Annotated in this window: 18 protein-coding genes and 4 pseudogenes; 13 read left to right on the forward strand and 9 right to left on the reverse strand. The window is 61.4% G+C overall.

All coding sequences use genetic code 11. The features are described from left to right. From J9889_RS06865 to ybcJ, 4 genes and pseudogenes are all read left to right on the forward strand, one after another. Nucleotides 1-83 (forward strand): transposase (locus J9889_RS06865; RefSeq protein ID WP_202904331.1); only part of this gene is annotated, 83 nt, incomplete at its 5' end. A gap of 58 nt (nt 84-141) precedes the next feature. Next, nucleotides 142-1,173, forward strand: a pseudogene (locus J9889_RS06870) (alpha/beta fold hydrolase); the annotation flags it as partial. Next, a complete protein-coding gene (locus J9889_RS06875; protein WP_010674881.1) occupies nt 1,170-1,574 on the forward strand; it encodes a MaoC family dehydratase in 405 nt (134 codons plus the stop codon). The pseudogene J9889_RS06870 and the gene J9889_RS06875, both read left to right, overlap by 4 nt. A gap of 165 nt (nt 1,575-1,739) precedes the next feature. Further along, the gene (gene ybcJ, locus J9889_RS06880) at nt 1,740-1,973 is read left to right on the forward strand and encodes a ribosome-associated protein YbcJ (protein WP_010674882.1); all 234 of its coding nucleotides are present in this window, start codon (nt 1,740-1,742) and stop codon (nt 1,971-1,973) included. 156 nt (nt 1,974-2,129) lie between these two features. Here ybcJ and J9889_RS06885 read toward each other — a convergent pair whose 3' ends face one another. Together J9889_RS06885 and J9889_RS06890 are read right to left on the reverse strand one after the other, a co-directional pair. Beyond that, entirely contained in the window at nt 2,130-2,603 is a 474-nt protein-coding gene (locus J9889_RS06885; RefSeq protein WP_010674883.1) for a DUF4442 domain-containing protein, read from the reverse strand. 123 nt (nt 2,604-2,726) lie between these two features. Beyond that, nucleotides 2,727-2,960, reverse strand: a pseudogene (locus J9889_RS06890) (transposase); the annotation flags it as partial. A gap of 141 nt (nt 2,961-3,101) precedes the next feature. On the opposite strand from J9889_RS06890, the gene J9889_RS24020 reads away from it, so the two are divergent. Next, the gene (locus J9889_RS24020) at nt 3,102-3,458 is read left to right on the forward strand and encodes a hypothetical protein (protein WP_223917421.1); all 357 of its coding nucleotides are present in this window, start codon (nt 3,102-3,104) and stop codon (nt 3,456-3,458) included. Nucleotides 3,459-3,567: 109 nt separating this feature from the next. Continuing rightward, a pseudogene (locus J9889_RS24025) lies at nt 3,568-4,283 on the forward strand (hypothetical protein). Between the two features lie 55 nt (nt 4,284-4,338). On the opposite strand, the gene J9889_RS06900 reads toward J9889_RS24025, so the two are convergent. The 3 genes from J9889_RS06900 to J9889_RS06910 all read right to left on the reverse strand — a co-directional run bounded on the left by J9889_RS06900 (nt 4,339) and on the right by J9889_RS06910 (nt 10,874). Then, nucleotides 4,339-6,090 carry an ABC transporter transmembrane domain-containing protein gene (locus tag J9889_RS06900; RefSeq protein ID WP_049636011.1) on the reverse strand — a complete coding sequence of 584 codons (1,752 nt, stop codon included), beginning with the start codon at nt 6,088-6,090 and terminating at the stop codon, nt 4,339-4,341. A gap of 109 nt (nt 6,091-6,199) precedes the next feature. Continuing rightward, nucleotides 6,200-7,936 carry an ABC transporter transmembrane domain-containing protein gene (locus J9889_RS06905; RefSeq protein WP_029314593.1) on the reverse strand — a complete coding sequence of 579 codons (1,737 nt, stop codon included), beginning with the start codon at nt 7,934-7,936 and terminating at the stop codon, nt 6,200-6,202. Nucleotides 7,937-8,075: 139 nt separating this feature from the next. Next, on the reverse strand, nt 8,076-10,874 hold the full coding sequence (locus J9889_RS06910) for a response regulator (protein WP_210556197.1): 2,799 nt from the start codon (nt 10,872-10,874) through the stop codon (nt 8,076-8,078). Between the two features lie 153 nt (nt 10,875-11,027). Here J9889_RS06910 and trxC point away from each other — a divergent pair, with 153 nt between their 5' ends. From trxC to J9889_RS06925, 3 genes and pseudogenes are all read left to right on the forward strand, one after another. Then, nucleotides 11,028-11,468, forward strand: a complete 441-nt coding sequence (trxC, locus tag J9889_RS06915) for a thioredoxin TrxC (RefSeq protein WP_010674892.1) — start codon at nt 11,028-11,030, stop codon at nt 11,466-11,468. A gap of 154 nt (nt 11,469-11,622) precedes the next feature. Then, nucleotides 11,623-13,011 carry a DASS family sodium-coupled anion symporter gene (locus tag J9889_RS06920; protein ID WP_010674893.1) on the forward strand — a complete coding sequence of 463 codons (1,389 nt, stop codon included), beginning with the start codon at nt 11,623-11,625 and terminating at the stop codon, nt 13,009-13,011. A 213-nt stretch (nt 13,012-13,224) separates the two neighbouring features. After that, nucleotides 13,225-13,772: pseudogene (locus J9889_RS06925) on the forward strand (cytochrome b/b6 domain-containing protein). 64 nt (nt 13,773-13,836) lie between these two features. On the opposite strand, the gene J9889_RS06930 reads toward J9889_RS06925, so the two are convergent. Together J9889_RS06930 and J9889_RS06935 are read right to left on the reverse strand one after the other, a co-directional pair. Next, on the reverse strand, nt 13,837-16,311 hold the full coding sequence (locus J9889_RS06930; RefSeq protein ID WP_210556198.1) for a glycogen/starch/alpha-glucan phosphorylase: 2,475 nt from the start codon (nt 16,309-16,311) through the stop codon (nt 13,837-13,839). Nucleotides 16,312-16,701: 390 nt separating this feature from the next. Further along, the gene (locus J9889_RS06935; protein WP_005323525.1) at nt 16,702-16,899 is read right to left on the reverse strand and encodes a DUF4250 domain-containing protein; all 198 of its coding nucleotides are present in this window, start codon (nt 16,897-16,899) and stop codon (nt 16,702-16,704) included. Between the two features lie 234 nt (nt 16,900-17,133). On the opposite strand from J9889_RS06935, the gene J9889_RS06940 reads away from it, so the two are divergent. Next, the gene (locus tag J9889_RS06940) at nt 17,134-17,613 is read left to right on the forward strand and encodes a cell division inhibitor (protein WP_010674896.1); all 480 of its coding nucleotides are present in this window, start codon (nt 17,134-17,136) and stop codon (nt 17,611-17,613) included. Nucleotides 17,614-17,920: 307 nt separating this feature from the next. Here J9889_RS06940 and J9889_RS06945 read toward each other — a convergent pair whose 3' ends face one another. Further along, a complete protein-coding gene (locus J9889_RS06945; protein WP_010674897.1) occupies nt 17,921-19,444 on the reverse strand; it encodes a fumarate hydratase in 1,524 nt (507 codons plus the stop codon). A 210-nt stretch (nt 19,445-19,654) separates the two neighbouring features. On the opposite strand from J9889_RS06945, the gene pabB reads away from it, so the two are divergent. The 3 genes from pabB to J9889_RS06960 all read left to right on the forward strand — a co-directional run bounded on the left by pabB (nt 19,655) and on the right by J9889_RS06960 (nt 23,149). After that, on the forward strand, nt 19,655-21,025 hold the full coding sequence (gene pabB, locus J9889_RS06950) for an aminodeoxychorismate synthase component I (RefSeq protein ID WP_052815759.1): 1,371 nt from the start codon (nt 19,655-19,657) through the stop codon (nt 21,023-21,025). Between the two features lie 43 nt (nt 21,026-21,068). After that, nucleotides 21,069-21,635, forward strand: a complete 567-nt coding sequence (locus J9889_RS06955; protein WP_049636012.1) for a CoA pyrophosphatase — start codon at nt 21,069-21,071, stop codon at nt 21,633-21,635. A 215-nt stretch (nt 21,636-21,850) separates the two neighbouring features. Further along, complete coding sequence (locus J9889_RS06960; protein WP_210556199.1) at nt 21,851-23,149, forward strand: serine/threonine transporter; 1,299 nt, start codon at nt 21,851-21,853, stop codon at nt 23,147-23,149. A 735-nt stretch (nt 23,150-23,884) separates the two neighbouring features. On the opposite strand, the gene sstT is transcribed toward J9889_RS06960, so the two are convergent. Continuing rightward, on the reverse strand, nt 23,885-25,135 hold the full coding sequence (sstT, locus tag J9889_RS06965; RefSeq protein WP_010674901.1) for a serine/threonine transporter SstT: 1,251 nt from the start codon (nt 25,133-25,135) through the stop codon (nt 23,885-23,887). Between the last annotated feature and the right edge of the window lie 116 nt (nt 25,136-25,251).

Raw genomic sequence — 25,251 nt, forward strand, 5'->3', positions numbered from 1 at the left:
GGTCACGCTCTTACTTTGCGGGCTCTTGCGGCGGAGCACCGTTGGAGGTGATCAAGCAATACATTCAAAACCAGCGGGGCTGACGCCCCGGCGAAATTCCCCTCCCACCTACGTCGGAGGGAGTCCCCTTTCGCATTTAAGATGGACATGCGCCCCCAGAACTCCCTGGTGGCCTGGCTGGTCGCCCAGGGGCAGACGGTCTTCATGATCTCCTGGCGCAACCCGGGGGTGGCACAGGGGCAGGTCGATCTCGACGACTACGTGGTGGACGGGGTCATCGCCGCCCTGGACGCCGTGGAGGCAGCCACCGGCGAGCGGGAGGTGCACGGCATCGGCTACTGCATCGGTGGCACTGCGTTGTCACTCGCCATGGGCTGGCTGGCGGCGCGGCGCCAGAAGCAGCGGGTGCGTAGCGCCACCCTGTTCACCACCCTGCTGGACTTCTCCCAGCCCGGGGAGCTTGGCATCTTCATCCACGAGCCCATCATCGCGGCGCTGGAGGCGCAGAACGAGGCCAGGGGCATCATGGACGGGCGCCAGCTGGCGGTCTCCTTCAGTCTGCTGCGGGAGAACAGCCTCTACTGGAACTACTACATCGACAGCTACCTCAAGGGCCAGAGCCCGGTGGCATCCGATCTGCTGCACTGGAACAGCGACAGCACCAACGTGGCGGGCAAGATCCACAACAGCCTGCTGCGCCGACTCTACCTGGAAAACCAGCTGGTGAAGGGGGAGCTCAAGATCCGCCACACCCGCATCGCTCTCGCCAAGGTGAAGACCCCGGTGCTGCTGGTGTCCGCCGTGGACGATAACATCGCCCTCTGGCAGGGAACCTGGCAGGGCATGGCGCTGTTCGGGGGCGAACGGCGCTTCATTCTGGCCGAATCCGGGCACATCGCCGGCATCATCAATCCACCGGATGCCAACAAATACGGCTTCTGGCAGAGCGAGGTCGAGGCGGACAGCCCGGCGCAGTGGCTGGCGGGGGCGACCCACCAGAGCGGCTCCTGGTGGCCCGAGATGATGCGCTTTATCAAAGACCGTGACGAAGCAGAACCCGTCCCCGCCCGGCAGCCTGTCGAGGGGCTGGAGGCGGCCCCCGGCAGCTACGTCAAGGTACGGCTCAATCCGGTGTTTGCCGGCGTCAGGATGCAAGAAGAGGAACCCGCATGAGTACACAACCCCTTGCCGTGGGCCAGAAGGCTCGCCTGACCAAGCGCTTCGGCCCGGCCGAGGTGGCGGCCTTCGCCGGCCTCTCGGAGGATTTCAATCCCCTGCACCTGGACCCGGACTTTGCCGCCACGACGGTGTTCGAGCGCCCCATCGTCCACGGAATGCTGCTGGCGAGCCTCTTCTCCGGGCTCCTCGGGCAGCAACTGCCCGGGAAAGGGAGCATCTATCTGGGCCAGAGCCTCTCCTTCACGCTCCCGGTGTTCGTGGGGGACGAGGTGACGGCGGAGGTGGAGGTGATTGCCCTTCGAAGCGACAAGCCCATCGCCACCCTGGCCACCCGCATCTTCACCCAGGGCGGCGCCCTCGCCGTGACGGGGGAAGCGGTGGTGAAACTCCCTTGAGCGCCAGTGGCCCCCAGAGATACAACCAGCCCGGTCGGGCTGGTTTTATTGCCTGTGCTCGCCCCTTTTTCGGGGCAATTCGGCCCGGGCCCTTTCCCTGCCCCGCCTAACTGCCTAGAATGAGCCCCCGCTGTTTCAGCCATTCATCCAGCTAGAGGATTTCCCATGGAGACGTTTCTGCTCGAAGGTCACCCCTTCGTTGCCTTGTGTGACCTGATCAAGCATCAGGGTTGGGCCGATTGTGGCGGTGCCGCCAAGGCGCTGGTCGCCGAGGGCCTGGTGGAAGTGGACGGTCAGGTCGAGACCCGCAAACGCTGCAAGATAGTCGCCGAGCAGGTGGTCAACTTCAACGGCATGAAGGTAGTCGTGAAAGAAGGCGTCAGCCCCGAGATCCTCTGATCCTGACGCCCTGCCACGCAAGCGCTACCCAGCACAGTGGCCGAGCGGGCGGTCAACTTCAACGGCATGAAGCATGAAGGCCGTGGTGAAGGAAGGGAGCAGTCCCGAGATCCTTTGATACCGGCTTGAACAAGGGCGCCAAGCGCCCTCTGGCCTTCAGCTTGCCTTGATGGAGAGGGTCAGCACAAAGCGGGCCATGGCCTCGTCGCCGTTGCGCGACGGGCAGGTGGCCACCACCTGGATGGGGCGGTTGATGCGCTGACCGCTCGCCAGGGACTCGTCGATCATGGCGTCGATAAGCTCCCCCGCCGCGCAATCAAACTGCACGTCCCCCTCCGGGCGCTTCAAAAACTCCCCTTGCACATCCTTGAAGGCAAAATGCACCTTCTTGCGCCGCGCCCGCCCCTTCTCCATGACCAGGAGCCCCCCCACCAGGTCGGCACCGGTGGCGAGCGCCCCGAAATACATGCTGCCCAGGTGGTTGCGGGTGCGCCAGCCCAGCGGAATGCGGATGCGCAGCGCCCTGGCGTCCATCTGCTCGATGACGGGGGCACAGAAACCAATGACGGGAATGTAGCGCCAGGCGAACAGACGCAGGGCGAGGTTGGCTTTGAGGCGTTGCAGGTCCATTGCAAACTGATCCGATGAGTAAATGTGATACAAATGTTGCCAGTCTGCTTCCCGATAGACAAGCCTCCCGTGCCATCCCTGTGAGCGGCCCCCCAAAGGGTATTTGCAAAATTCATGCAATGGCATGGCATCAATCCGGCCTGCATCCTGCCAACGCCGGAAGGTGTTGTAGACCGAATTCCATGGTCCGAAACGTTCTGGAAGGTCTCGCCAAGGAGCTCCGGTGTGGAGTATCCAGAGAATGCCATCGAGCACTTGGCGCGGTTCATGGGTAGGGCGCCCGATCAGGCTTCGAGAAGGAAACTGGGGCTCGATAAGCCCCCATTGTGCATCAGTCAGCTGATAACGGTGGGACACGGAATGGATCTTAAGCTGTTGAGAAGATGTGAGATTATATCTTCATCACTTTAAGAACACAGCCTAGGCTGTTGCTGGCCAGGAAGTAGCCACTCGGCACCGGGTCAACCCGTCTACCAATCTCACCATAAGGATAGAGAGATGAGTCACGTGCAACAGTTGTTCAACGGGGGCGAGAGCGCCGGTACTTTCCAGCTCAACTTCAACAACAACCGTGTCTACGAGCTGTTTGGCCGGGAGTACCTCAAGTGCTATGCCAACCTCAGCGCCAAGGGGAAGATGAGCAAGCCCCTGCCCACCGGGCCGCTGAGCTACACCGTCGACTTCGCCATGGATTGCGGCTGCAGTTCGGTGCTGTTTGACTTCAACCTCGCCTACAAGAAGACCTTCGGCAACCAGTTGCAGGCCCCCCTGTGGCGCGAGTCGGACTACGAGGCCGTAGCTGGTGCTCTGCCAGCTGGTGCGCGAGGCACCGGCCAACCGCCTGAGCAACCATGATCAGTTCGCCGAGGCCGAGGCCTTCTTCAACGACGTCAATCTGCCCGACACCGTCCGGGCGGTGGGCAGTGATCCCTATGCCGACAAGGACGGCCTGGTGGAGTTCATCGTGGCCAACGAGCTGCTGGACGATCCCGCAGTCATGGCCAAGCTGGCGGAACAGAAGGCCTACCTCATCGCCATCACCTCCGTGGTCACCGCCTACATCAACCGTTACGCCGAAGCCTATGGCGAGCAGTACAAGACGGACGCGGATCTCTGGGCCAGGGCCCTCTCCAAGATCCCCCTGATGGGGCCGAGCAAGATCGATCAGCAGAGCTACAGCCGCCACATCAAGGGGCTCAGCATCGCCACCGACTTCATCAACTTCATCATGGACGTGGTGGTGAGCCAGGGCACCACGGCGCTGGCCAGCTTCAACAAGTTCCTGCAAAAGCAGGGGGATGCCATCCGCTTCGGGGTGGAGAACAACAAGGACTTCACAAGACCATCACGGTGGGGGTCACAGTGGAAGTGTTCAAGGTGGGCAACGAGCTGGTCTATGTGCCGAAGATCAAGCAGTACCGCGTCAACTTCGACCGCCAGAACAGCAAGTTCACCTCCGCCTGTGCCAGCGCCGAGTTCGTCGACATCTACTTCAACTACCTCTATGCCGCCAACGTGTTCGACTACGAGGCCCTCAAGGACCCCGAGATCAAGCGCGACTTCGACAACTTCATCCAGAAGCAGCGCAAGGCACAAATTGAAGAAGCGGATACCTTCTTCAACGATGACTTCCCGCCCCTGGAACCCAAGCTGGTCAGCCGCAGCAAGGTCACGGTGTAACCCTGCCTGTCAAAAAAAACAGCCGGCAGATGCCGGCTGTTTTTTTAGGTGGGCCTCAGGCCCGTTTCTCTTCAAGCCAGGCCCCCTGGCTCTGCATCTCGAACAGCTGGGCATAATGCCCCCCCAGCGCCATCAGCTCGCCGTGGGTGCCGCGCTCGCTCACCCACCCGCGGGAGAGCAGCAGGATTTCATCGGCATCCACAATGGTGGAGAGACGGTGGGCGATGGCGATGGTGGTGCGGCCACGGCGTGCCGCCGAGAGCGCCTGGGAGAGGGCGAGCTCGGTCTGGGAGTCCACGCTCGCGGTCGCCTCGTCCAGGATGAGGATGCGCGGATCCCCCACCAGGGCGCGAGCAAAGGAGAGCAGCTGGCGCTGGCCAGCGGAGAGGTTCTTGCCCCCCTCCTCCATCAGGGTGGCCAGGCCATCGGGCAGGCGGCGCACGAAATCGGCCAGCTGCACCTCCTCCAGGGCCTGCCAGAGCCGCCCATCCTCGATGCCGTCACGCCCAAGGCGCAGGTTCTCGGCCAGGGTGCCGACGAAGATGAAAGGATCCTGCTGCACCAGGCCGATGCTGCGGCGCACCGCCGAGAGAGCCAGGCCGTTCATGGGGTGATCATCGAAGTGGATGCTCCCCCGATCCAGGGGGTAGAAACCCATCAGCAGGCTGATGATGGTGGACTTGCCGCTGCCGGTGTGGCCCACCAGCGCCAGCATCTGGCCCGGCCGGGTGGCAAAGCTCACATCTTGCAGCACCTGCTGCTCCCCGTCGTAGGAGAAGCCCACCCCGTCGAAGCGTACCCGTCCCTCCAGGGGGCGCACCTCCCCGTCGGTGCTCTCGCGGGTTTCATCGAGCAGGGCGAATACCCGCTCCCCCGCCACCATGGCCTGCTGCAACTGGTTGAGCTGGTTGGTCATCTCGATGAGGGGCTCGATCATCCGCCCCAGATAGCTGATGAAGGCGTAAAGCACCCCCACCTGAATGGCCCCCGCCGTGCTCAGCCCCTCGTGGGCAAACAGGGCCAGCAGACCGATGAGCACCATCATGTAGAAGAGATCGATGAGGGGGCGCAGCAGGATGCCGTTGATCTTGAGGCTCTTGATCCGCGCCTGCCAGTGCTGCTGGTTCACCCCCGCAAAAGCAATGGCGAAGTGGCGCTCCTGCACCATGGCCTGGATCACCGGCATCCCCTGCAACGACTCGTTGAGACGGCTGTTGATGTCGGAGAGCAAGGATCGGGTCGCCCGCACCACGGGCACGCTCAGTTTCTGGTAGAGCCACATCACGGCCCCCACCGCCGGCAGCAGGGTGGCGCACACCAGCATCAGGTGAAAGTCCAGCAGCGCCATGGAGAGCAGGATGCCGCACAGGAGCACCACTTTTTGCACCAGGAGCCCTATCACCTGGACATAGAGGTTCATGATCGCCTCGGTGTCGTTGGTGATGCGGGAGATGAGGGAGCCCGAGCGGTGCTTGTCGAAATAGCGGGCAGGCAGGCGGATGGCGGTGGCGAACACCTGCTCGCGCAGACGCTGCACCACCGCCTGGGCGATGCGGTTGAAGCGCAGGGATTGCAGGTAGAAGCCGGCCGCCGACAACACCTGCAACCCCAGATAACCGGCGGCAAGGGCGGCGATGATGCCCCACTCCAGCCGGCGCGGCGCCAGGTAGTCATCGATGAAGAGCTTGATGAGCAAGGGACCCGCCACCTCGGCGCCGGTGGCGAGCAGCAGGCAGATGCCCGCCTGCACCAGCCAGCGGGGGTAGCTGGCGCAGTAGGCGAGCAGCCGTTTGATGGTTGGATTCACAGACTTGCCTCCAGCGCAACGTTCCACGGGAATTGACTCTCTTTGCTCCCCTCTCCGCTCGCGGGAGCCGGGCGGGGGGTGAAGGAAACCAGGGGCCTTGTCATCCTGTTCACAGGCTCTCCTCCACGTCCTGCTCCAGGCGCTGGTAGCGGACCATGTCCGCGTACCAGCCGTTCCTGGCCATCAGGGTCTCGTGACGGCCCCGCTCGCTGATCGCGCCCTGTTCCAGCACCAGGATCTCGTCCGCCTGCTCCACCGCCGTCATGCGGTGGCTCACCAGCACCAGGGTGCGCTTGTGGACCTTGAGGGCCAGCAGGATCTGCTGCTCGGTGTGGGCATCCACCGCCGAGAGGGCGTCATCCAGCACCAGGATAGGGGCATCCAGCAGCAGGGCGCGGGCGATGGCCAGACGCTGCTTCTGACCGCCGGAGAGGGTCACCCCCTTCTCTCCCACCTCGGTTTCATACCCTTTGGGGAAGCGACTGATGTCGTCGTGAACGCAGGCGATGCGCGCCACCCGCTCAATCTCCTCCCGGCTCGCCTCGGGGCGGCCCAGGGCGATGTTGGCCGCGATGGTGGTGGAGAACAGAAACGGCTCCTGGGGCACATAGGCAAACTGGCTGCGCAGCTCACCCAGCGACAGTTGCGAGATGGGCACCTCCCCCATGCGGATCTCCCCGGCCGTGGGGTTGGCCAGGCGCATCAGCAGCTTGAGCAGGGAGCTCTTGCCTGCCCCGGTGCGTCCCACTATCCCCAGCATGGCGCCAGCCTGCAGGGTGACATCCACCCCCTGCAACAGGGTGCGCTGCTCCAGCCGGTAGCCCAGCCCCAGCACCCGCAGGGGAAAGGCCGAGGCCAGCGCCATGGGATGGGCCGGCTCCTCGATGTCGCTGTGCTCCCCCAGCAGGCTTTCGATGCGCGAGTAGGCGGCGCTGCCCCGCTCGATGATGTTGAACAGCCAGGCGATGGCGAACATGGGCCAGATGAGCTGGCCGAGGTACATGGTGAAGCTGGTGAGCTCCCCCAGAGTCAGCTTGTCTTGCAGCACCAGGGCGCTGCCCCCTGCGACAGCCAGAAAATAGGAGCAGCCGATGCACAGGTAAATCACGGGGTCGAACTTGGCGTCGATGCGGGCCACCGCCATGTTGCGCTCCCCCGCCTGACGGGTCAGCTCGGCAAAGCCCTCGTCCTCTAGGGATTCGACCGCGTAGGATTTGAGCACCCGCACCCCGGAGAGGGCCTCCTGGGTCTTGTTGTTGAGGCGGGAGAAGGCCCCCTGAGCCGCCTTGAACTCCTTGTAGATCTGGGTCCCGAAGCGGTTCATGAAGAAGGCCATCACCGGCAGGGGCAGCAGGGAGAGCAGGGTCAGCTGCCAGGAGTACTGGCTGCACATGATGGAGAGCACCAGGATGCCGACGATGAAGGAGTCCACCAGGGTCAGTACCCCTTCCCCTGCGGTCATCTCCACCGCCTGGATGTCGTTGGTGGCGTGGGCCATCAGATCACCGGTGCGGTGGCGCTGGTAGAAATCCGGGCTCATGCGGGTGAAGTGGCTGAACAGCCGGTTGCGCAGCACGTAGGCGAGCCGGTAGGAGGCACCGAACAGCATGACCCGCCACACGTAGCGCAGCAGGTAGATAAGCAGTCCCAGGCCAAAAAGCCCCGCCAGATAGCCGGTCAGGGTGCCGCTGTCCAGGTCACCCTTGGCGATGCCATCCACCACCCAGCCCACCACCTTGGGGGGGATCACGGTAAACAGGGCCACCAGCATCAGCAGGGAGATGGCCACCAGATAACGCCGCCACTGATCCTTGAAAAACCAGCCAAGCCGCAAAAATACGCTCACAGAGAAGTCCTTGGTCGCGGCGCGCTGCCGCGTGATCATGAAGAGAAGCTCAATACAATCGCCCCCTGGCGGGGGCGAACGAGTGGGTCATCATAGCCTGAAGCGGGTGACTTGAGAACGGTTGCTATCTTGCCCTCCCTCAGAGCCGCTTGTCGGGGGGCGAAAACGGGAAAGCGACCGACTCCTGCTGCTCCCCGGTGAGCAGGAAGTGGGAGACCTCCTCCCGGGTCTGGGTAAAGACCTGCTGCAACTGGTTGAGCTCCCCCTCGCTCAGCTCCTCCTGCAGCCGCAGCCGCCACTCCAGTTCCCCGGCCAGCAGTTGCAGGCGGGAAGCGGAGATGTTGGCCGAGACCCCCTTCAGGGTATGCAGCAAGCGGCACGCCACTTCGGGCTGCTGGCGACGCAGGGCGGTGCGGATGTCCCACAGATCGTCCTTGTGCTCGGAGAGGAACAGCTTGAAGAGGATCTGCAGCGCCTCCCTGTCATGCTCCAGCCGGCGCAGGGCATCCTCCAGATCCAGCACGCCCATGAGGGCCGGCGGCTTGACCTCGATGGGCACCTTGGGCTCCCCGCCGCTGCTCTTCACCCATTGCAGCAGGTTGTTGTAGAGATCGAGCTTGCTCACCGGCTTGGTGACATAGCCGTTCATGCCGACGCCAAGGCAGCGCTCCCTGTCCCCCGGCATGGCGCTGGCGGTGAGGGCGATGATGGGCACATCATGCTTGTCCACCATCTTGCGGATCTGGCGGGTGGCATCCAGCCCGTCCAGCACCGGCATCTGCAGATCCATCAGGATGACGTCGAACGGCTGCTCCGCCACCTGCTCCACCGCCTCGCGGCCGTTGTCCACCACGGTGACCTTGGCCTCCACCCGGCGCAGGTACTCCAGAATGAGCTGCTGGTTGACCCGGTTGTCCTCGGCCAGCAGCACCCGGGTACCACGCAGCAGCTCCCGGAACTGCTGCTGATCCCCCTGTGCCTCCGCCTGGCGGACCTTGCTGTCATGGGAGCTGCCGTTGAGCAGTTCGTCCACCTTGGCCAGCAAGGCGTTTTCGGTCATGGGCTTGGCCAGGAAGTGGGTCAGTCCCATGCTTTCCATCCGCCCGTGCAGCCCCTCCCTGGACCAGGCGCTGGTCATCAGGACAGGCAGGCGCCGCCACTGGCTGTGCTGGTACATCTCGAGGGCCAAGTCCAGGCCATCCTCCTGACCCATGCGCCAGTCGAGGATGGCGAGGCGGATGTGATGCCCCTCTTCACGCAGCACCTGACGGGCGCGGGAGAGGCTGTTGACCGTGATGACGGACGCCCCCGCCCGCCCCAGGATGTCCTTGGCCAGTTCCAGCACCAGCTCATTGTCATCCATCATCAGGATCAGGGGCTGGTGATCGAAGAAGACCCGGCGCCCCGAGACCCCGTACACCGCTTGGGAGATGGGGATCTCGAACAGGAAGGTGGAGCCCACCCCGGGTTTGCTCTGCACGGTGATCTCCCCGCCCATCAGCCCCACCAGGCGCTGGGAGATGTTGAGGCCAAGCCCGGAGCCGCCATATTTGCGGGTATTGCCCGCCTCCAGCTGGGTAAAGGGCTGGAACAGCTGGGCCTGCTTCTCCGGGGCGATGCCGATGCCGGTATCCCGCACGCTGAAACAGACCCGCATGGGATGCTGGCTGGTGAGGGTGATGGCCACCTCCACCTCGCCCCGCTCGGTGAACTTGATGGCATTGTTCACCAGGTTGACCAGTACCTGACCGAGGCGCAGCGGATCCCCGCGCAGAAAGTCGGGCACGGCGGGAGACTTGTTGATGATGACCTCGATGTGCTTGCGCTCCGCCAGATCCGCGAACATGGCGGCGAGGGAGTCGAGCTGCTCGCTGAGATCGAAGTCGATCTCCTCCAAGGTCAACTTGCCGGACTCCACCTTGGTGAGATCCAGAATGTCGTTGATGAGCAGCAGCAAGGTGTCCGACGAGGATCTGATCTTGTTGAGATAGTCCCGCTGCTGGGGATCCAGACTGGTTTGCAGTGCCAGGGCGCTGAAGCCGATGATGGCATTCATGGGGGTGCGGATCTCGTGGCTCATGTTGGCCAGGAAGTCGCTCTTGGCCTGGGCCAGCAGCGCGGCATGGCGAGAGAGCTCGCTCAGCTTCTGGTTGCGACGCCACAGGGTCGCGGCCACCAGCGAGAAGCAGAGCAGCGCCCCCCCCAGCACCATCAGGTAGAAGCGGCTCTTGAGGGAGGAGGCCCGCTCCAGCTTGCTCTGCTTCCAGGCGGGCAGTGAGCTCAGCCCCTTCATCTCCACCACCTGATTGCGCAGGCGATGGTACTCCATCACCTGCTGATTGAACTCCTGGCCCAGCCGGACGAGGGCCGTGACCCTCGGCTGCTCGCCATAGCGGTCAAGCAGGTGCTGCTGGAGTTGCAACAGTTGCCGCTGCTCGTTCTGATCCCAGCTGCGTCGGAGGTAGTGGTGCAGGCGCATGAGTTCGGTAAGGTCGCGGTACTGCGCCTCACCGACCGGCAGGGTGCCTTGCAACGCCTTGAGCTGGCCCTGGAAGCGGGGAGCCAGATACTCGATGGTCATCTCCATGGTGTAAAGCCTGGCGAGATCCAGCAGATAACCGTCGATGTCCCGCTGCAACGCCTGGGAGCCGGGGTCGTCCACCGACTCCGGATCCTCGTGCACCAGCCTGACGAACCTGTCCAGGTGACTGGAAAGCAGGCTCAGACGTTGCTGTACGCTGCCATCGCTGGCCTTCTCGCGCCCCAGCAGATAGACGGTATCGGTATTGACCCGATTGAGCACCATCTCAGCCGCCACGCTCAAAACGAAGGCACGCTGCTGCTGGCTGAGCAACTGCCAGCAATAGGCAGAAAAGCCCACCAGCGATACGATGATAAGGCCAAAGACAACACGATTGCCCCGTGCAACACTCTTCATCCCGTCTCGATTCTCATGTCATGGTCGGCCATCCGGTGACATCAGGTCACGGCCGGAGGCCAACTGTGAAAAACCACTGAGTGCTATGTTACCGTTAGTCGGCGCTCTGATTGCAATAAAGATGTTGCCGGGCCATGAAATAAGGAAGCAATTATGTCACTTGTCACCACCTATTGTAGCCAATGCTTTACCCGCAACCGCCTGCCTGTCGAAAAAGCAGACTCAAACGCGAAGTGTGGCCGCTGCCGTCACGCCCTCTTCGAACAAACCCCGGTGGCGGGGCGTCAGGCCAGCTTCGATGCCCTGATCCAGTCCGACATCCCGGTGGTGGTGGACTTTTGGGCAAGCTGGTGTGGCCCCTGCCTGCAGTTTGCCCCCGTCTTTCAGGAGGTCGCCCGGGAGCTTGAGCCCCGCCTTCGCTTCGTGAAACTCGATACCGAGCAGGAGGCCGCCATCGCAGGTCGCTATGGCATTCGCAGCATTCCTACCCTGATGGTCTTCCAGCGGGGGGAGATCCTGGCACAGCGCAGCGGCTCCCTGCCCAAGAGCCTGTTCAAGGAGTGGCTGCTCTCCTTCACCTCCCCTGTCAAATGAAAATAAAATGTTTCATTTCTGTTTGATTGAAGATCCATCTTCACTTGACTCTGTGAGTCGCCACATGATTTGACCATATCCCCCTGTTTCAAACAGGGGGATATATGTAACCTCGGCATCACAACAACAACCATAAATTAACCGAGAGAACGTTATGCACACATCGGCTGTACCTCCGACTCCCCCCTCACGCTGGCTGGACATCAAGTCCGGGATCGTCATCCTGGATCTGCTCCTGCTCTGCGCCATGCTGGCATGGCTCCCGTTTGACCCCATGGTCAACAAGGGGCTGGCCATCCTAATCTTCATCGCCATCCTCTGGCTGACCGAGGCGGTGAACATCACCATCACTGCCATCTCCATCCCGGTTCTCGCCACCCTGCTCGGGGTGTTCGACATGAGCAAGTCGCTGACCGACTTTGCCAACCCCGTCCTGTTCCTCTTCTTTGGCGGCTTTGCCCTCGCTGCAGCCCTCTCCAAGCAGGGACTCGACACCCAGATCGCCGGCAAGGTGATGCAGCTCGCCAAGGGACACCTGGGCTGGGCTTCCATCGTGCTCTTCACCATCACGGCCGCCCTCTCCATGTGGATCAGCAACACCGCAACCGCGGCCATGATGATGCCGCTGGCCCTCGGCATGCTGAAAGGGCTGGACGTTCACAAGGAGCGCCGCACCCTTGTCTTCGTGCTGCTTGGCGTCGCCTATAGCGCCAGCATCGGTGGCATCGGCACACTGGTGGGCAGCCCCCCCAATGCCATCGCCGCCGCCCAGATGGGCTTGGGCTTCACCGACTGGCTGGAGTTCGGCATCCCCGTGGTGATCATCTTCATGCCGGTAGGCATCGGCCTGCTCTACTGGGTGACCCGTCCCAATCTCTCCCACCAGGTCAGCACCGAGCAGGTCACCATCGAGTGGACAGGTCAGCGCAAAGTGACCCTGGCCATCTTCCTGACCACGGTGCTGCTGTGGATTGGATCCCAGCCTCTTGCCAAGGCGCTGGGCGGCATTCCCCAGTTCGATACCCTGATCGCCATGGGCGCCATCCTGGCCATCGCCGTCAGCCGCGTCGCCAGCTGGGATGACATCAACCAGAACACCGACTGGGGCGTGCTGCTGCTGTTCGGGGGTGGTCTCACCTTGAGCGCCATCCTCAAGCAGACCGGGGCCAACGCCTTCCTGGCGGAGCACCTCTCCAGCGGCCTCTCCTCCATGCCCATCTTCGTGATCCTGCTCTGCCTGGCCGCCTTCGTGGTGTTCCTGACCGAGCTGGTCTCCAACACCGCCACTGCCGCGCTGCTGGTGCCGCTGTTCGCCGGGGTGGCCGAGGCACTGGGGGTCTCCCCCATCGTGGTCTCCGTGCTGATCGCCGTCGGCGCCTCCTGTGCCTTCATGCTGCCGGTGGCAACGCCTCCCAACGCCATCGTCTTCGCCAGCGGCCATATCCAGCAGCGGGAGATGATGCGGGCCGGCCTGGTACTGAACCTGGTGTTCACCGTCATCCTGACCATGCTGGCCTATTTCATGGGGGATATCCTCCACTGAGGTTCGCCCCCTAATGCCCCTCCAAGCCCCGCATCGCCGGGGCTTTTTCTCGCCCCGAAACCACCGCACTCCCTACCCGCGACATCACGGCGACATTAACTTGCACTTAAGAAATCGCCTCCATGATGCTGACAACGGCCATCACGCAGCCATGGCTGACGATGGCGATGATCATGGACATCACGACAAGGGGATCACCTCATGGGTAAGACGATGCAGAACAACCGTGAAATCAAGGTATGGGATCCGGTGGTCAGGGTATTTCACTGGGCCACTGTGCTGTTGTGCGTGCTGAATCTCTTCATCCTTGAAGAGGGGGCGCGCAACCACCGCTATGCGGGATATGCGCTGGCCGGACTGCTGGCACTGCGCATCGTATGGGGATTCATCGGCTCCTATCATGCCCGCTTCGCCCAGTGGCTGCCGACACCGACCGGCGTCATCACCTATCTCATGGAGACGATCAAGGGGCGCCACCCCTACTACGCCGGTCAAAATCCTTTGGGGTCCTTGATGATACTGCTGCTGTTGACCTGCCTTGTCGGCACCGCCGCCAGCGGGATCATGACCGAATACGGGCCGCTCTCCGGCACCCATCGCATGGAAGAGATCCACGAGTTCTTTGCCAAGGGGCTGCAGGTGGCCATCTTCGTCCATGTACTGGCCGTCATCGCCCTGGATCGTCTGGTACGGGGTGATCTCCGATGATCACCGGCAAGAAACGGGTGCCGGCGGACACCCGGGTGGTCGACAGGCCCTGAGCCTCCCTCAGCCCGACAGATGAAAAAAAACCCCGCATCGCGGGGTTTTTCACAGGAGCAGACATCAGCCGACGCTGCAGCTCGTCAGTTTCCAGATACGGTCTACGTAATCCTGGATGGAGCGGTCGGAGTTGAACTTGCCCATGGTGGCAGAGTTGATGATGGCTTTCTTCGCCCACAGGGCCGGATCCCGGTACCAGGCATCGATCAGCTTGTGCGCCTCGGAGTAGGACTCGAAATCCGCCAGTGTCAGGTAAGGGTCTCCCCCTTCCAGCAAGGAGCGCTTGATGGAGGCCAGCTCACCCGGACGACCCGGCGTGAAGTAGTCGGTATCAAACCAGTCCAGCACGGCTTTCAGCTCGGAGTTGGCGTAGTAGAAGTCATACGGGTTGTAGCCGCGCACCTTCAGGGACTTCACCTCGTCCACATTCAGACCGAAGATGGCGCAGTTCTCGGCACCCGCCTCTTCGGCGATCTCGATGTTGGCTCCATCCAGCGTCCCGATGGTGATGGCACCGTTCAGCGCCATCTTCATGTTGCCGGTACCGGATGCTTCGTAACCTGCGGTGGAGATCTGCTCGGAGACATCCGCCGCCGGGATCAGCTTCTCGGCAAGGCTCACGCGGTAGTTCGGCATGAACACCACTTTCAGCTTGCCCTGAATACGGGCGTCGTTGTTGACCCGCTCCGCCAGCTTGTTGATGGCGTAGATGATGTCCTTGGCCAGCTTGTAGCCGGGCGCCGCCTTGGAGCCGAAGATGAACACCCGCGGATGCATGTCATAGTCCGGGTTCGCCAGCAGGCGACGGTAGAGCGCCATGATGTGGATGAGGTTCAGTTGCTGGCGCTTGTACTCGTGCAGACGCTTGATCTGGACGTCGAAGATCGCCTCCGCGCTCACGTCGATGCCGGTTTCCGCCTTGATGACCTTGACCAGCTTCTCCTTGTTGTGGCGCTTGATGGTCATGAACTGCTGCTGGAACGCCTTGTCGTCGGCAAACTTCACCACGCTGCGCAGCTTGTCCAGTTGCAGCGGCCACTCCTTGCCCACCACCTCGTTGTAGAGTTCGGCCAGTTCCGGGTTGCAGGCCAGCAGCCAGCGACGGGGAGTCACACCATTGGTGACGTTGCACATCTTCTCGGGCCACAGCTCGGCATACTCGGGGAAGAGATCTTCCTTCACCAGCTTGGAGTGGATCTCGGCCACGCCGTTCACCTTGGAGGAGCCGATGACGCACAGGTTGCCCATACGCACCTTGCGCACGTCACCCTCTTCGATGATGGAGAGCTTGGCCTTGATGGCATCGTTGCCCGGCCACTTGGGCTCCACCAGCTCGTTCAGGAAACGGGCGTTGATTTCGTAAATGATCTCGAGATGGCGCGGCAGTACCTTCTCGAATAGGCTGACGGACCACTTCTCCAGCGCTTCCGGCAGCAGGGTGTGGTTGGTGTAGGAGAAGACCTGATAGCAGATGCCCCAGGCGGTATCCCAGTTCAGCCCCTCTTCGTCCACCAGCACGCGCATCAGCTCGGGGATGGCCACGGTGGGGTGGGTATCGTTGAGCTGGATGGCGATTTGCGCGGCAAAGTTGCTGAAGTCACTGCCATGCACCCGCTTGTAGCGACGCATGATGTCCTTGATGGAGCAGGCGCAGAAGAAGTACTGCTGGATCAGGCGCAGCTCCTTGCCGGCGTCGGTCTCATCGTTCGGGTAGAGCACCTTGGAGATGGTCTCGGCCTGGGCCTTCTCGGCCTGGGAGTCGATATAACCACCGGCGTTGAACACGTCCCAGTCGAAGAACTCGGAGGCGCGGGATTCCCACAGACGCAGGATGTTGACGGTGTGACCACCGAAGCCGACCACCGGAATGTCCCAGGGCACCCCTTTGATCTTGCGACCGGCGTGCCACACCTTCTTCAGGCCACCCTTGTCACCAAAGACGGTCTCCACGTAGCCGTAGAGCGGGATCTCCTGCACCGATTCCGGGCGGCAGATCTCCCAGGGGTTGCCATATTCGCGCCAGGAGTCCGGACGCTCGATCTGACGGCCATCCTGAATTTCCTGACGGAACAGGCCGTGCTCGTAGTGGATGCCATAGCCCACCGCCGGGTAGTTCAGAGTGGCCAGGGAATCGATGAAGCAGGCAGCCAGACGACCCAGGCCGCCGTTGCCAAGGGCCATGTCAGGCTCTTGTTCACACAGATCGGTCAGTTCCAGACCAAGTTCACCCAGCGCCTCTTCACAGACTTTGTAGAGGGAGAGGTTGTGCAGGTTGTTGGAGGTCAAACGCCCCATCAAAAATTCAGCAGAGAGATAGTGAATCGCACGAGTATCTTTCTTGAAGTGAGTCTGCTGAGTACGGGTCAGGCGCTCGTACACCTGTTCATTGACGGCGGCAGCGGTCGCTTTCCACCAGGCATCCGGAGAGGCTTTCTGTTCGCTTGTACCCAAGGTAGAACGCAGGTGACGCACGATACTCGCCTTGAGCTGATCTTTATCCAGTTGGAGATCCTGGTCTGTCTTCTTCTTGGTAGCCATAAACCATTTTCCTTCGTTACAAATAAAAAATGTCATCCCATCGGGGGGACCGGCGCTGTTATCTCAGAATATGCTCCGGCGGGGGCATACTAGCTAAAGCCAAGGGTTTAAAAGTTAACGTGAGTCACACTTTAACGCATAAAAATGACAGTTTCACCATGAAAACCCTTTCCTTAAGCCAGTCTGAATAAAATATAAATTTCGTTTTAAATCATGGTGATACATGAAAACAAAAAAGATAGTTTCATGAATATGTTTTCAATGATTGCCTGTGACTGAAAATACGTGAAAATAATCGCCAACTAGGGAGAAATTGAAAGCGCTTTCAATTCACACCCCCTCGTCAGGTAATAAAAAGGATGCCCCAATCGGAGCACCCTTTGATTTCAATTAACCATGTGCCTTGAACTGATTGCTCATAGGGTCGTAGTGATACCCGATCTGTTGCAGACGGGTAGCCAGCTGATCTTCTGTCATGTCGTAGTAAGCCAGCAGCTCTTCCAGACCATCACACTCCAGCCGCAGCTTCTCGTTGATGATCCCGAGCAGAATGTTCGCATCCAGTCGTTGCAAGGTACTAACGTCCATCTCGCTCCCTCCTCTCCCTATACAGGACTGTATAACCATGAGCGCCGACCCGAAGTTTGTCTACAGGTTAAAAAACACCCTGTATAAGGAAGATATAAATATCCTTTTTAATCATGTAGTTAAAGTCATCTCCTGTTAATCGGCTCACACTTTTAGCCACAAATGACTTGTCACTCCTTGCGAACAAAACTACTGTATGCGCATACAGCATGGTTATTCATACAGGAACGACATATGAGCCAGCCCCTGAATCTTTGCCCCCCCTCCTCCTCTGCCGGTCTGATCACCACCTGGCCCACTCGTCATCAGAGCAAGATGGGACAAGAGCAGCGGCGCGGCCCTCTCCATCAGGAAGCGCCGCTGCTGGATGCCCTGGGGCAACTGAGTCAGTCTGACAGTGGCTGGATCCTGCTCGTCGCCCCGCCCGGTCTGCCCGCCGCCGCGCAATTGCAGGCCAGAGGGATCAATCCTGCCAGGGTGCTTGTCGTGCACGCCCCCAAGATCAAGAATTGGCAGCGCCTGCTGGAGCAGAGCCTGATCAATGGTCACTGCGCCGCCGTGCTGACCTGGCTGCCCGAACAGGTCGCCCTGGACCGGAGCACATTGAGCACCCTGGGCCAGCGTGCCGGTGTCCTGACCCGCTTCTTCGAGCCCGCAACCCCTCTGGGTGGGGCACTGAGCTACGGCGGCCAGGATATCTACCTGAACCACTGATCGCCCCTTCGGCGTGACAGCCAATGCGCCGGCATTGCCCACCGGGTTATCCAGGCTTCCGACCCGGGATGCCATGGCGACAAAGACAAAGCAGCACAGCAGCACAGCAGCACAGCAGCACAGCAGCACAGCAGCACAGCAGCACAGCAGCACAGCAGCACAGCAGCACAGCAGCACAGCAGCAGTAAATTTGCTCAGGCCCAGACCGTCAAATGGGGCCCGCAAAAAAAGGCGACCCGAGGGTCGCCTTTCAACATGCTGCTGTACGGGGGCTAATCGCCCTCCGTTTGCATCGAAGTCCGATTGATCAAGCCAGCTTGGTCTCCAGCTCGGCAATTTTGGCGGACCAGTAGGCCGGGCCGGTCTCGTGGATGTTGTTGCCCTGGGAGTCGACCGCCACGGTGACCGGCATGTCTTCCACCTCGAACTCGTAGATGGCCTCCATCCCCAGATCGGCAAAGGCCACCACGCGCGCCTTCTTGATGGCTTTCGCTACCAGATAGGCGGCGCCGCCCACCGCCATCAGGTAGACAGCCTGGTGCTGCTTGATGCTCTCGACCGTCTTGGGGCCGCGCTCGGACTTGCCGATCATGCCGATAAGGCCGGTTTCTCCCAGCATCATGTCGGTGAATTTGTCCATCCGGGTGGACGTGGTGGGGCCAGCCGGGCCGACCACCTCGTCACGCACCGCATCGACCGGGCCCACGTAATAGATGAAGCGGTTGGTGAAATCGACCCCTTCCGGCAGTCCTTCACCTTTTTTCAGCATGTCGGCGATGCGCTTGTGGGCGGCGTCGCGGCCGGTCAGGATCTTGCCGGAGAGCAGCACGGTATCACCGCTCTTCCAGCTGGCAAGCTCTGCCTTGGTGATGCCATCCACGTTGACCCGGCGCACATTGCCACCGGACTCACGGGTGATCTCCGGCCAGTCTTCCAGCCTGGGGGGTGTCAGCTCCGCCGGGCCGGAGCCATCGAGTTCGAAATGCACGTGACGGGTGGCGGCGCAGTTGGGGATCATCACCACGGGCTTGGAGGCGGCGTGGGTCGGTGCGGATTTCACCTTCACATCCAGCACCGTGGTCAGGCCGCCCAGCCCCTGGGCACCGATCCCGAGCTTGTTGACCTTGTCATAGAGCTCGACCCTCAGCTTCTCTTCGGTGGTCTCGGGACCACGGGCAATCAGCTCCTGGATGTCTATGTGCTCCATCAGAGCTTCCTTGGCGAGCACCGCCGCCTTCTCGGCGGTGCCGCCGATGCCGATGCCGAGCATGCCGGGCGGGCACCAGCCAGCCCCCATGGTCGGCACCGTCTTGAGCACCCACTCCACGATGTCGTCGGAGGGATTGAGCATCACCATCTTCGATTTGTTTTCGGAGCCGCCGCCCTTGGCCGCGATACTCACTTCCACCTTGTTGCCCGGGATCATGTCGATGTGCACGACAGCGGGGGCATTGTCTTTGGTGTTCTTGCGGCTGCCGGCCGGATCCGCCAGCACGGAGGCGCGCAGCGGGTTGTCCGGATTGGTATAGGCGCGGCGGGTGCCCTCATCCACCATCTCCTGGACCGTCATGTCGCTGTCCCACTGTACCTGCATGCCGATCTTGACGAAGCAGGTGACGATACCGGTGTCCTGACAGAGCGGGCGATGACCTTCGGCAGACATGCGGGAGTTGATCAGAATCTGGGCCAGGGCATCTTTGGCGGCCGGGTTGATCTCGCGGTCATAGGCGGCCTTGGCGGCCTGCACGAAATCGAGGGGGTGGTAGAAGGAGATGTACTGCAGGGCGTCAGCAATGGAATCGATAAAGTCCTGTTTTCTAATGATGCTCATATCATCCTCACTGGTCCTTGTTATCGCTTGCGCGAGCAAGGGCTTCCATATGAGCCGGGCCTTCGGCAGGTGGCAAATGCACCTGGAGCCGGCAGACTGCGGCGTGTTTTTATAACGGTGTTTTTCTTAAAAATGCCGGCGGCCATGATACGCTTGACCACCCGAACCGGCTAGGGAGCCGGGCGCAAACTGTTGCCTATGTAACAAAAAATGAAACCAAGACTGCATATCCACCATTTCGACCCGCAGGCCTCGCTCCACACCTGGTTTGCCTGCCTGCAACACCAACCCTGGGCCATCCTGCTGGAATCCGCCGGCCCCCTGGGGGCTGACAACGGTTTTGACATCATCAGCGCCGATCCGCTTGCCACCCTGGAAACCCGGGGTACCAGCACCTGCCTCACCCAGGATAACCACCAGCACCATCATGACGGCGATCCCCTCGCCCTGCTCGCCAAGACCCAGCAAGCCCTGCTTGGGGAGCGCGTTGAGGATGACTCGGGATTGCCGTTTATCGGGGGAGCCCTGGGACTCTTTGGCTACGATCTGGGCCGACGATTCGAGCGTCTGCCCGCAGTGGCGCAACAGGACATCCAAGTGCCCGACATGGCGGTCGGGATCTACGACTGGGCGCTGCTGCGAAATGTCGCGACGGGACACTGGCAACTGGCCCACTGGGGTGATGAAGCCGGCCTCGCCCGCAGGCTCGACTGGCTGATGGCGCAGCGCGAACGAACCACCCTCCCCCTTCGCCTGACCGGCCCCTGGCAGAGCAACATGACGCGGGCCGAATACGGGGACAAGTTTGCCCGTATCCAGGCCTATCTGGCGGCGGGGGATTGTTACCAAATCAACCTGACCCAGCGCTTCAGCGCCCCTTATCAGGGAGATGAATGGTCCGCCTATCTAACCCTGAGCGCCGCCAACAAGGCGCCGTTCTCCGCCTTTGTCCGCCTGCCGCACAGCGCCATTCTGAGCCTCTCCCCGGAGCGTTTCCTGCTGCTCGACAAGCGCCATATCGAGACCAAGCCCATCAAGGGCACCCGGCCTCGCCACCCGGATCCCGCCCAGGATGCCAGGGTGGCCGAGTCACTCGCCAGCGCCGACAAGGACAGATCGGAGAACCTGATGATCGTCGATCTGCTGCGCAACGACATCGGCCGGGTGAGCCTGCCGGGATCGGTCACTGTGCCGCATCTCTTTGCCGTGGAATCCTTCCCGGCGGTGCATCATCTGGTCTCCACCATTCACGGAGAACTGGATGCGCGCTGGCAAGAAGTGGATCTGCTGCGGGCCTGCTTCCCCGGCGGCTCCATCACAGGGGCTCCCAAGATCCGGGCGATGGAGATCATCGAGGAGCTGGAGCCGGTGCGGCGCAATGCCTACTGCGGCAGCATCGGTTATCTGAGTCAGCACGGAAGGATGGATACCAGCATCTGCATCCGTACCCTGATCGTCGAAGCCGGTCAGCTGCACTGCTGGGCGGGGGGCGGCATCATCGCCGACTCCGATCCCGACGCCGAATATCAGGAAACCTACGACAAGGTGGCCCGTATCCTGCCACTGCTCGATGCCCTTTGATCCCATCCGGCCCTGCGGGGCCGACACAAGGAGACCCATGGAGATGACGAGTGCCGAGCTGCTGACCCGCTTTTTGCTGCAGCGCCCCGCCTCCGCCCATCGCCTGGCACTGGCCGGGCTCAAACCTGCTGCCGTGTTGATCCCCCTGGTGGAGCGCCCCGAGGGCCTGCACCTGCTGCTGACGCGCCGCAGCGCCGCCCTGCGCCACCACCCGGGACAGATCAGCTTTCCCGGCGGGCGCCAGGACCCGGAAGACCGGGACCTCATTCACACCGCGCTCAGGGAAACCGAGGAGGAGCTTGGCATTCCCCCCTCCCAGATCCGGATCATCGGCAGCCTCACCCCTCTCAATACCGTCTCGCGCTACGATGTGCTGCCGGTCCTCGCCATGCTCGACCCAGGCTACGGGCTGACCCTGAGCCAGGACGAGGTGGCCCAGGCCTTCGAAGTCCCCCTCGCCCACGTGCTGGATCCGGGGCAGCACATAGCCCTGAGCCTGCCAAGGGCGGACGGACGTCACACCATCTATTGGATCCCTTGGGAGCAATCTTTCATCTGGGGAGCCACTGCCAGCATGATCCGCCAGCTTGCCCAACACATCTCGGCATAACATTTCGACAACATGATGAGGTGGGAAATTATCCAGCTAACATTCAAATAACACTGCATTTGATAAATAAATTTTTATTTTTTATTCTTTTGATCACATTTCTACAAGAAAGTACGGGTTTTAGCCGCACAAAGGTGAATTTGATCAACATTTTTGATTAAAAAGAAAGTATTCTTGCGCCGACTAATTAAAACCACACATTCGGGGTGAGATACATGTCCAATACTGTCACTGGCGCACAGGATGTTGCAGCCGCACAGGAGCAAGGAATCAGCTCGGTCCAATCTCGCGCTTGGAGTAAACAAGACAACACCTGGGTGATCAGCCTGTTCGGTACCGCCGTCGGTGCAGGCATCCTGTTCCTGCCCATCAACGCCGGCATGGGTGGCTTCTGGCCGCTGGTAGTGATGGCGCTGCTGGTCGGCCCCATGACCTACCTGGCACACCGTGGTCTGGCGCGCTTCGTGCTCTCCTCCAAGCAGCCCAATGCCGACATCACCCAGGTGGTGGAAGAGCACTTCGGCGTGGGTGCCGGTAAATTGATCACCCTGCTCTACTTCTTTGCCATCTACCCCATCGTGCTGATCTACGGCGTGGGCATCACCAACACGGTGGAAAGCTTCCTGGTCAACCAGTTGCAGATGACGCCGCCCCCGCGCTGGATCCTCTCCATCGTGCTCATCATGGCCATGATGTCCGTGATGCTGGCTGGCGAGAAGCTGATGCTGAAAGTGACCGAGTTCCTGGTCTATCCGCTCATCGCCATTCTGGCGGGCATCTCCCTGTACCTGATCCCGGACTGGACCGGTGCGACCCTGAATGAAATGCCGAGCACCAAGGATTTCGCCACCACCCTGTGGCTGACCATCCCGGTGCTGGTGTTCTCCTTCAACCACAGCCCGGCCATCTCCAGCTTCGCCCTGGCTCAGCGCCGTGGTCACGGTGAGCATGCCGTCGCCAAGTCCGACGCCATCCTCAAGCGCACCGCCATCATTCTGCTGGGCTTCGTGATGTTCTTCGTCTTCTCCTGCGTGATGAGCCTGACGCCGGCCCAGCTGGCAGAAGCCAAGTCCCAGAACATCGCCGTGCTCTCCTACCTGGCCAACCAGCATGCGAGCCCCATCATCTCCTACTTCGGTCCGCTGGTTGCCTTCGTGGCCATCGTCTCCTCCTTCTTCGGCCACTATCTGGGTGCCCGTGAAGGTCTGAAAGGGATGATCGTCCAGAACATGCGCAGCTCCGGCAAGGCACCGAACCACAAGAAAGTGGAGCTGTTCATCATCGCCTTCTTCATCCTGACCCTGTGGGGCGTGGCCGTGATCAACCCCTCCATCCTCGGGATGATCGAATCCCTGGGTGGCCCCATCATCGCCACCATCCTGTTCCTCATGCCCATGTACGCCATCAAGCGCGTTCCGGCCATGGCGAAATACCAGGGTCAGATCAGCAACGTCTTCGTGGCGACCATGGGCCTCATCGCCATCTCCGCCATCCTCTATCAACTGGTCGGCTAAGCCTTCCTGCGATACCGTCGGGCCAGCATCTGGCCCGGCGCCTCCCACAGCCCGGCAGATCTCCTCTGCCGGGCTGTGTTCGTTATGATCATCAGACACTGGACTCAGATGATCAGAGCCCCTCAGATCAAAGACAGCCCTTTCATCCACTCTCTTTCCCCTTGGTGACAGCTTGCCGCTCATATTCCTTTCCCCATGGCACACGACCAAGGCGTGCTGCGTTATCCCGTCATCTGCCGCACGCCATTTGCCTTGCCAGACAGAACACCAGAGCCCTTGTCCTTACCAGGAACGCCCGATCTTCGGGGTTTAGCCCAGAGAGCCCAGATCCCCACCCAATTGAGCCTTTCTTCAAGGCATTCAAGGAAAATACCGGCCACAGGGCGCAGGCAAACCGCCGAGAGGGCCTTGACCGGGCTTCCCGTACAGCGTCCGAAGAGCAGATGACCCCTTCGGTCACCAGAGGGGATGCCACAGGCCGCCATGCTGACAGCACAAACAGCCCGATATGCCCTGCCGAATGCAGTGCCGGGCACGCGGGTACAGGGAATGGCTTGTTGGCGGTGGCGAGAACACGTAAGGCGGCCAACGGGCCCCTCCCGGGAAATCACACAGGGGGATCCGAGCACTGTCAGTGCCATGACACGGCGAGAAGGTGCAGGGCGCCTGACGCGCGCGCAAATAAAAAGCGCCCTCCGAAGAGGGCGCCTGTGCAGAGCGGAAAGTCTGAGGGGATCAAGCTTCGCGGCTGGGGACCGGGGCGGCATCCAGCAGGCTCTCATCCTCGGCCATGCAGGCGGCCGCAGTGAACAGCACGTCGGTGGAGCTGTTGAGGGCCGTTTCGGCGGAATCCTGCAACACCCCGATGATGAAGCCAACGGCCACCACCTGCATGGCGATGTCGTTGCTGATACCGAACAGGCTGCACGCCAGCGGGATCAGCAGCAGGGAGCCGCCCGCCACACCGGAAGCGCCACAGGCACTGATGGTGGCGACGACGGAGAGCAGAATGGCGGTTGCCATGTCCACTTCCATCCCCAGGGTATGCACCGCCGCCATGGAGAGCACGGTAATGGTGATGGCGGCGCCGGCCATGTTGATGGTGGCCCCCAGCGGGATGGAGACCGCATAGGTGTCTTCCGGCAGGCGCAGCCTCTCGGCCAGGGCCATGTTGACCGGAATGTTGGCGGCGGAGCTGCGGGTGAAGAAGGCGGTCACACCGCTCTCTTTCAGGCAGGTCAGCACCAGGGGATAGGGGTTGCGCTTGATCTTCCAGAAGACGATGAGCGGATTGACCACGAAGGCGATGAACAGCATGCAGCCGATCAGTACCACCAGCAGCTGGGCATAGCCAAACAGCGCATCGAAGCCGGTTTCAGCCAGGGTGGAGGCAACCAGGCCCAGGATGCCGAGTGGAGCGCAACGGATCACGGCCTTGACGATGGCGGAAACCCCGTGGGACACATCGGAAATCAGTGATTTGGTGCTCTCATTGGCGTGACGCATGGCGATACCAAGGCCGATGGCCCAGGCCAGGATGCCGATATAGTTGGCTTCCAGCAGTGCTTTCACCGGGTTGGTCACCACGTTGAACAGCAGGGTCTGCAGCACTTCCGTGATGCCCCCCGGCGGCGTGATCTCGGTAGCGCCTGCCACCAGATGCAGGTTGGAGGGGAAGAGGAAGCTCGCCACCACTGCCACGGCAGCCGCCAGGAAGGTACCCAGCACATAGAGCAGCAGGATCGGTTTCATGTTGGTCTTCTGACCCTGCTTGTGGCCGATGATCGCCGACATCACCAGCACGAAGACCAGCAGCGGCGCCACGGCCTTCAGGGCGCCGACGAACAGGCTGCCGAGCAGACCCGCCGCCTTGGCCCACTCGGGCATGAACATCGCAAGAAGGATACCGAATACCAGACCGACTAGGATCTGGCTAACCAGACTGGTGCTGTTGACCAGTCGAATGAGGGGGTGTTGTTGTGTCATCAAGTAGTCCCTGTGCACTCATGGTGCGTGAATCATTAGTCCTGTTGGCAACCAGCCCCGCGCATTGGCACCGGTCCGTTGACGGTGACGCCGTGGGCAGCTCTTCTGGTGGATCT

Source organism: Aeromonas sp. PrichA-15 (assembly GCF_017939245.1).
GTDB lineage: Bacteria > Pseudomonadota > Gammaproteobacteria > Enterobacterales > Aeromonadaceae > Aeromonas > Aeromonas caviae.

Coding starts and splice junctions, on each gene's coding strand:
- J9889_RS06960 (WP_210556199.1), top strand. CDS start 21,851: ATGTCCAATACTGTCACTGGCGCACAGGATGTTGCAGCCGCACAGGAG.
- J9889_RS06940 (WP_010674896.1), top strand. CDS start 17,134: ATGAGCCAGCCCCTGAATCTTTGCCCCCCCTCCTCCTCTGCCGGTCTG.
- J9889_RS06885 (WP_010674883.1), bottom strand. CDS start 2,603: ATGGACCTGCAACGCCTCAAAGCCAACCTCGCCCTGCGTCTGTTCGCC.
- trxC (WP_010674892.1), top strand. CDS start 11,028: ATGTCACTTGTCACCACCTATTGTAGCCAATGCTTTACCCGCAACCGC.
- J9889_RS24020 (WP_223917421.1), top strand. CDS start 3,102: ATGAGTCACGTGCAACAGTTGTTCAACGGGGGCGAGAGCGCCGGTACT.
- J9889_RS06945 (WP_010674897.1), bottom strand. CDS start 19,444: ATGAGCATCATTAGAAAACAGGACTTTATCGATTCCATTGCTGACGCC.
- J9889_RS06910 (WP_210556197.1), bottom strand. CDS start 10,874: ATGAAGAGTGTTGCACGGGGCAATCGTGTTGTCTTTGGCCTTATCATC.
- J9889_RS06875 (WP_010674881.1), top strand. CDS start 1,170: ATGAGTACACAACCCCTTGCCGTGGGCCAGAAGGCTCGCCTGACCAAG.
- sstT (WP_010674901.1), bottom strand. CDS start 25,135: ATGACACAACAACACCCCCTCATTCGACTGGTCAACAGCACCAGTCTG.
- J9889_RS06920 (WP_010674893.1), top strand. CDS start 11,623: ATGCACACATCGGCTGTACCTCCGACTCCCCCCTCACGCTGGCTGGAC.
- J9889_RS06955 (WP_049636012.1), top strand. CDS start 21,069: ATGACGAGTGCCGAGCTGCTGACCCGCTTTTTGCTGCAGCGCCCCGCC.
- J9889_RS06935 (WP_005323525.1), bottom strand. CDS start 16,899: ATGGACGTTAGTACCTTGCAACGACTGGATGCGAACATTCTGCTCGGG.
- J9889_RS06930 (WP_210556198.1), bottom strand. CDS start 16,311: ATGGCTACCAAGAAGAAGACAGACCAGGATCTCCAACTGGATAAAGAT.
- ybcJ (WP_010674882.1), top strand. CDS start 1,740: ATGGAGACGTTTCTGCTCGAAGGTCACCCCTTCGTTGCCTTGTGTGAC.
- pabB (WP_052815759.1), top strand. CDS start 19,655: ATGAAACCAAGACTGCATATCCACCATTTCGACCCGCAGGCCTCGCTC.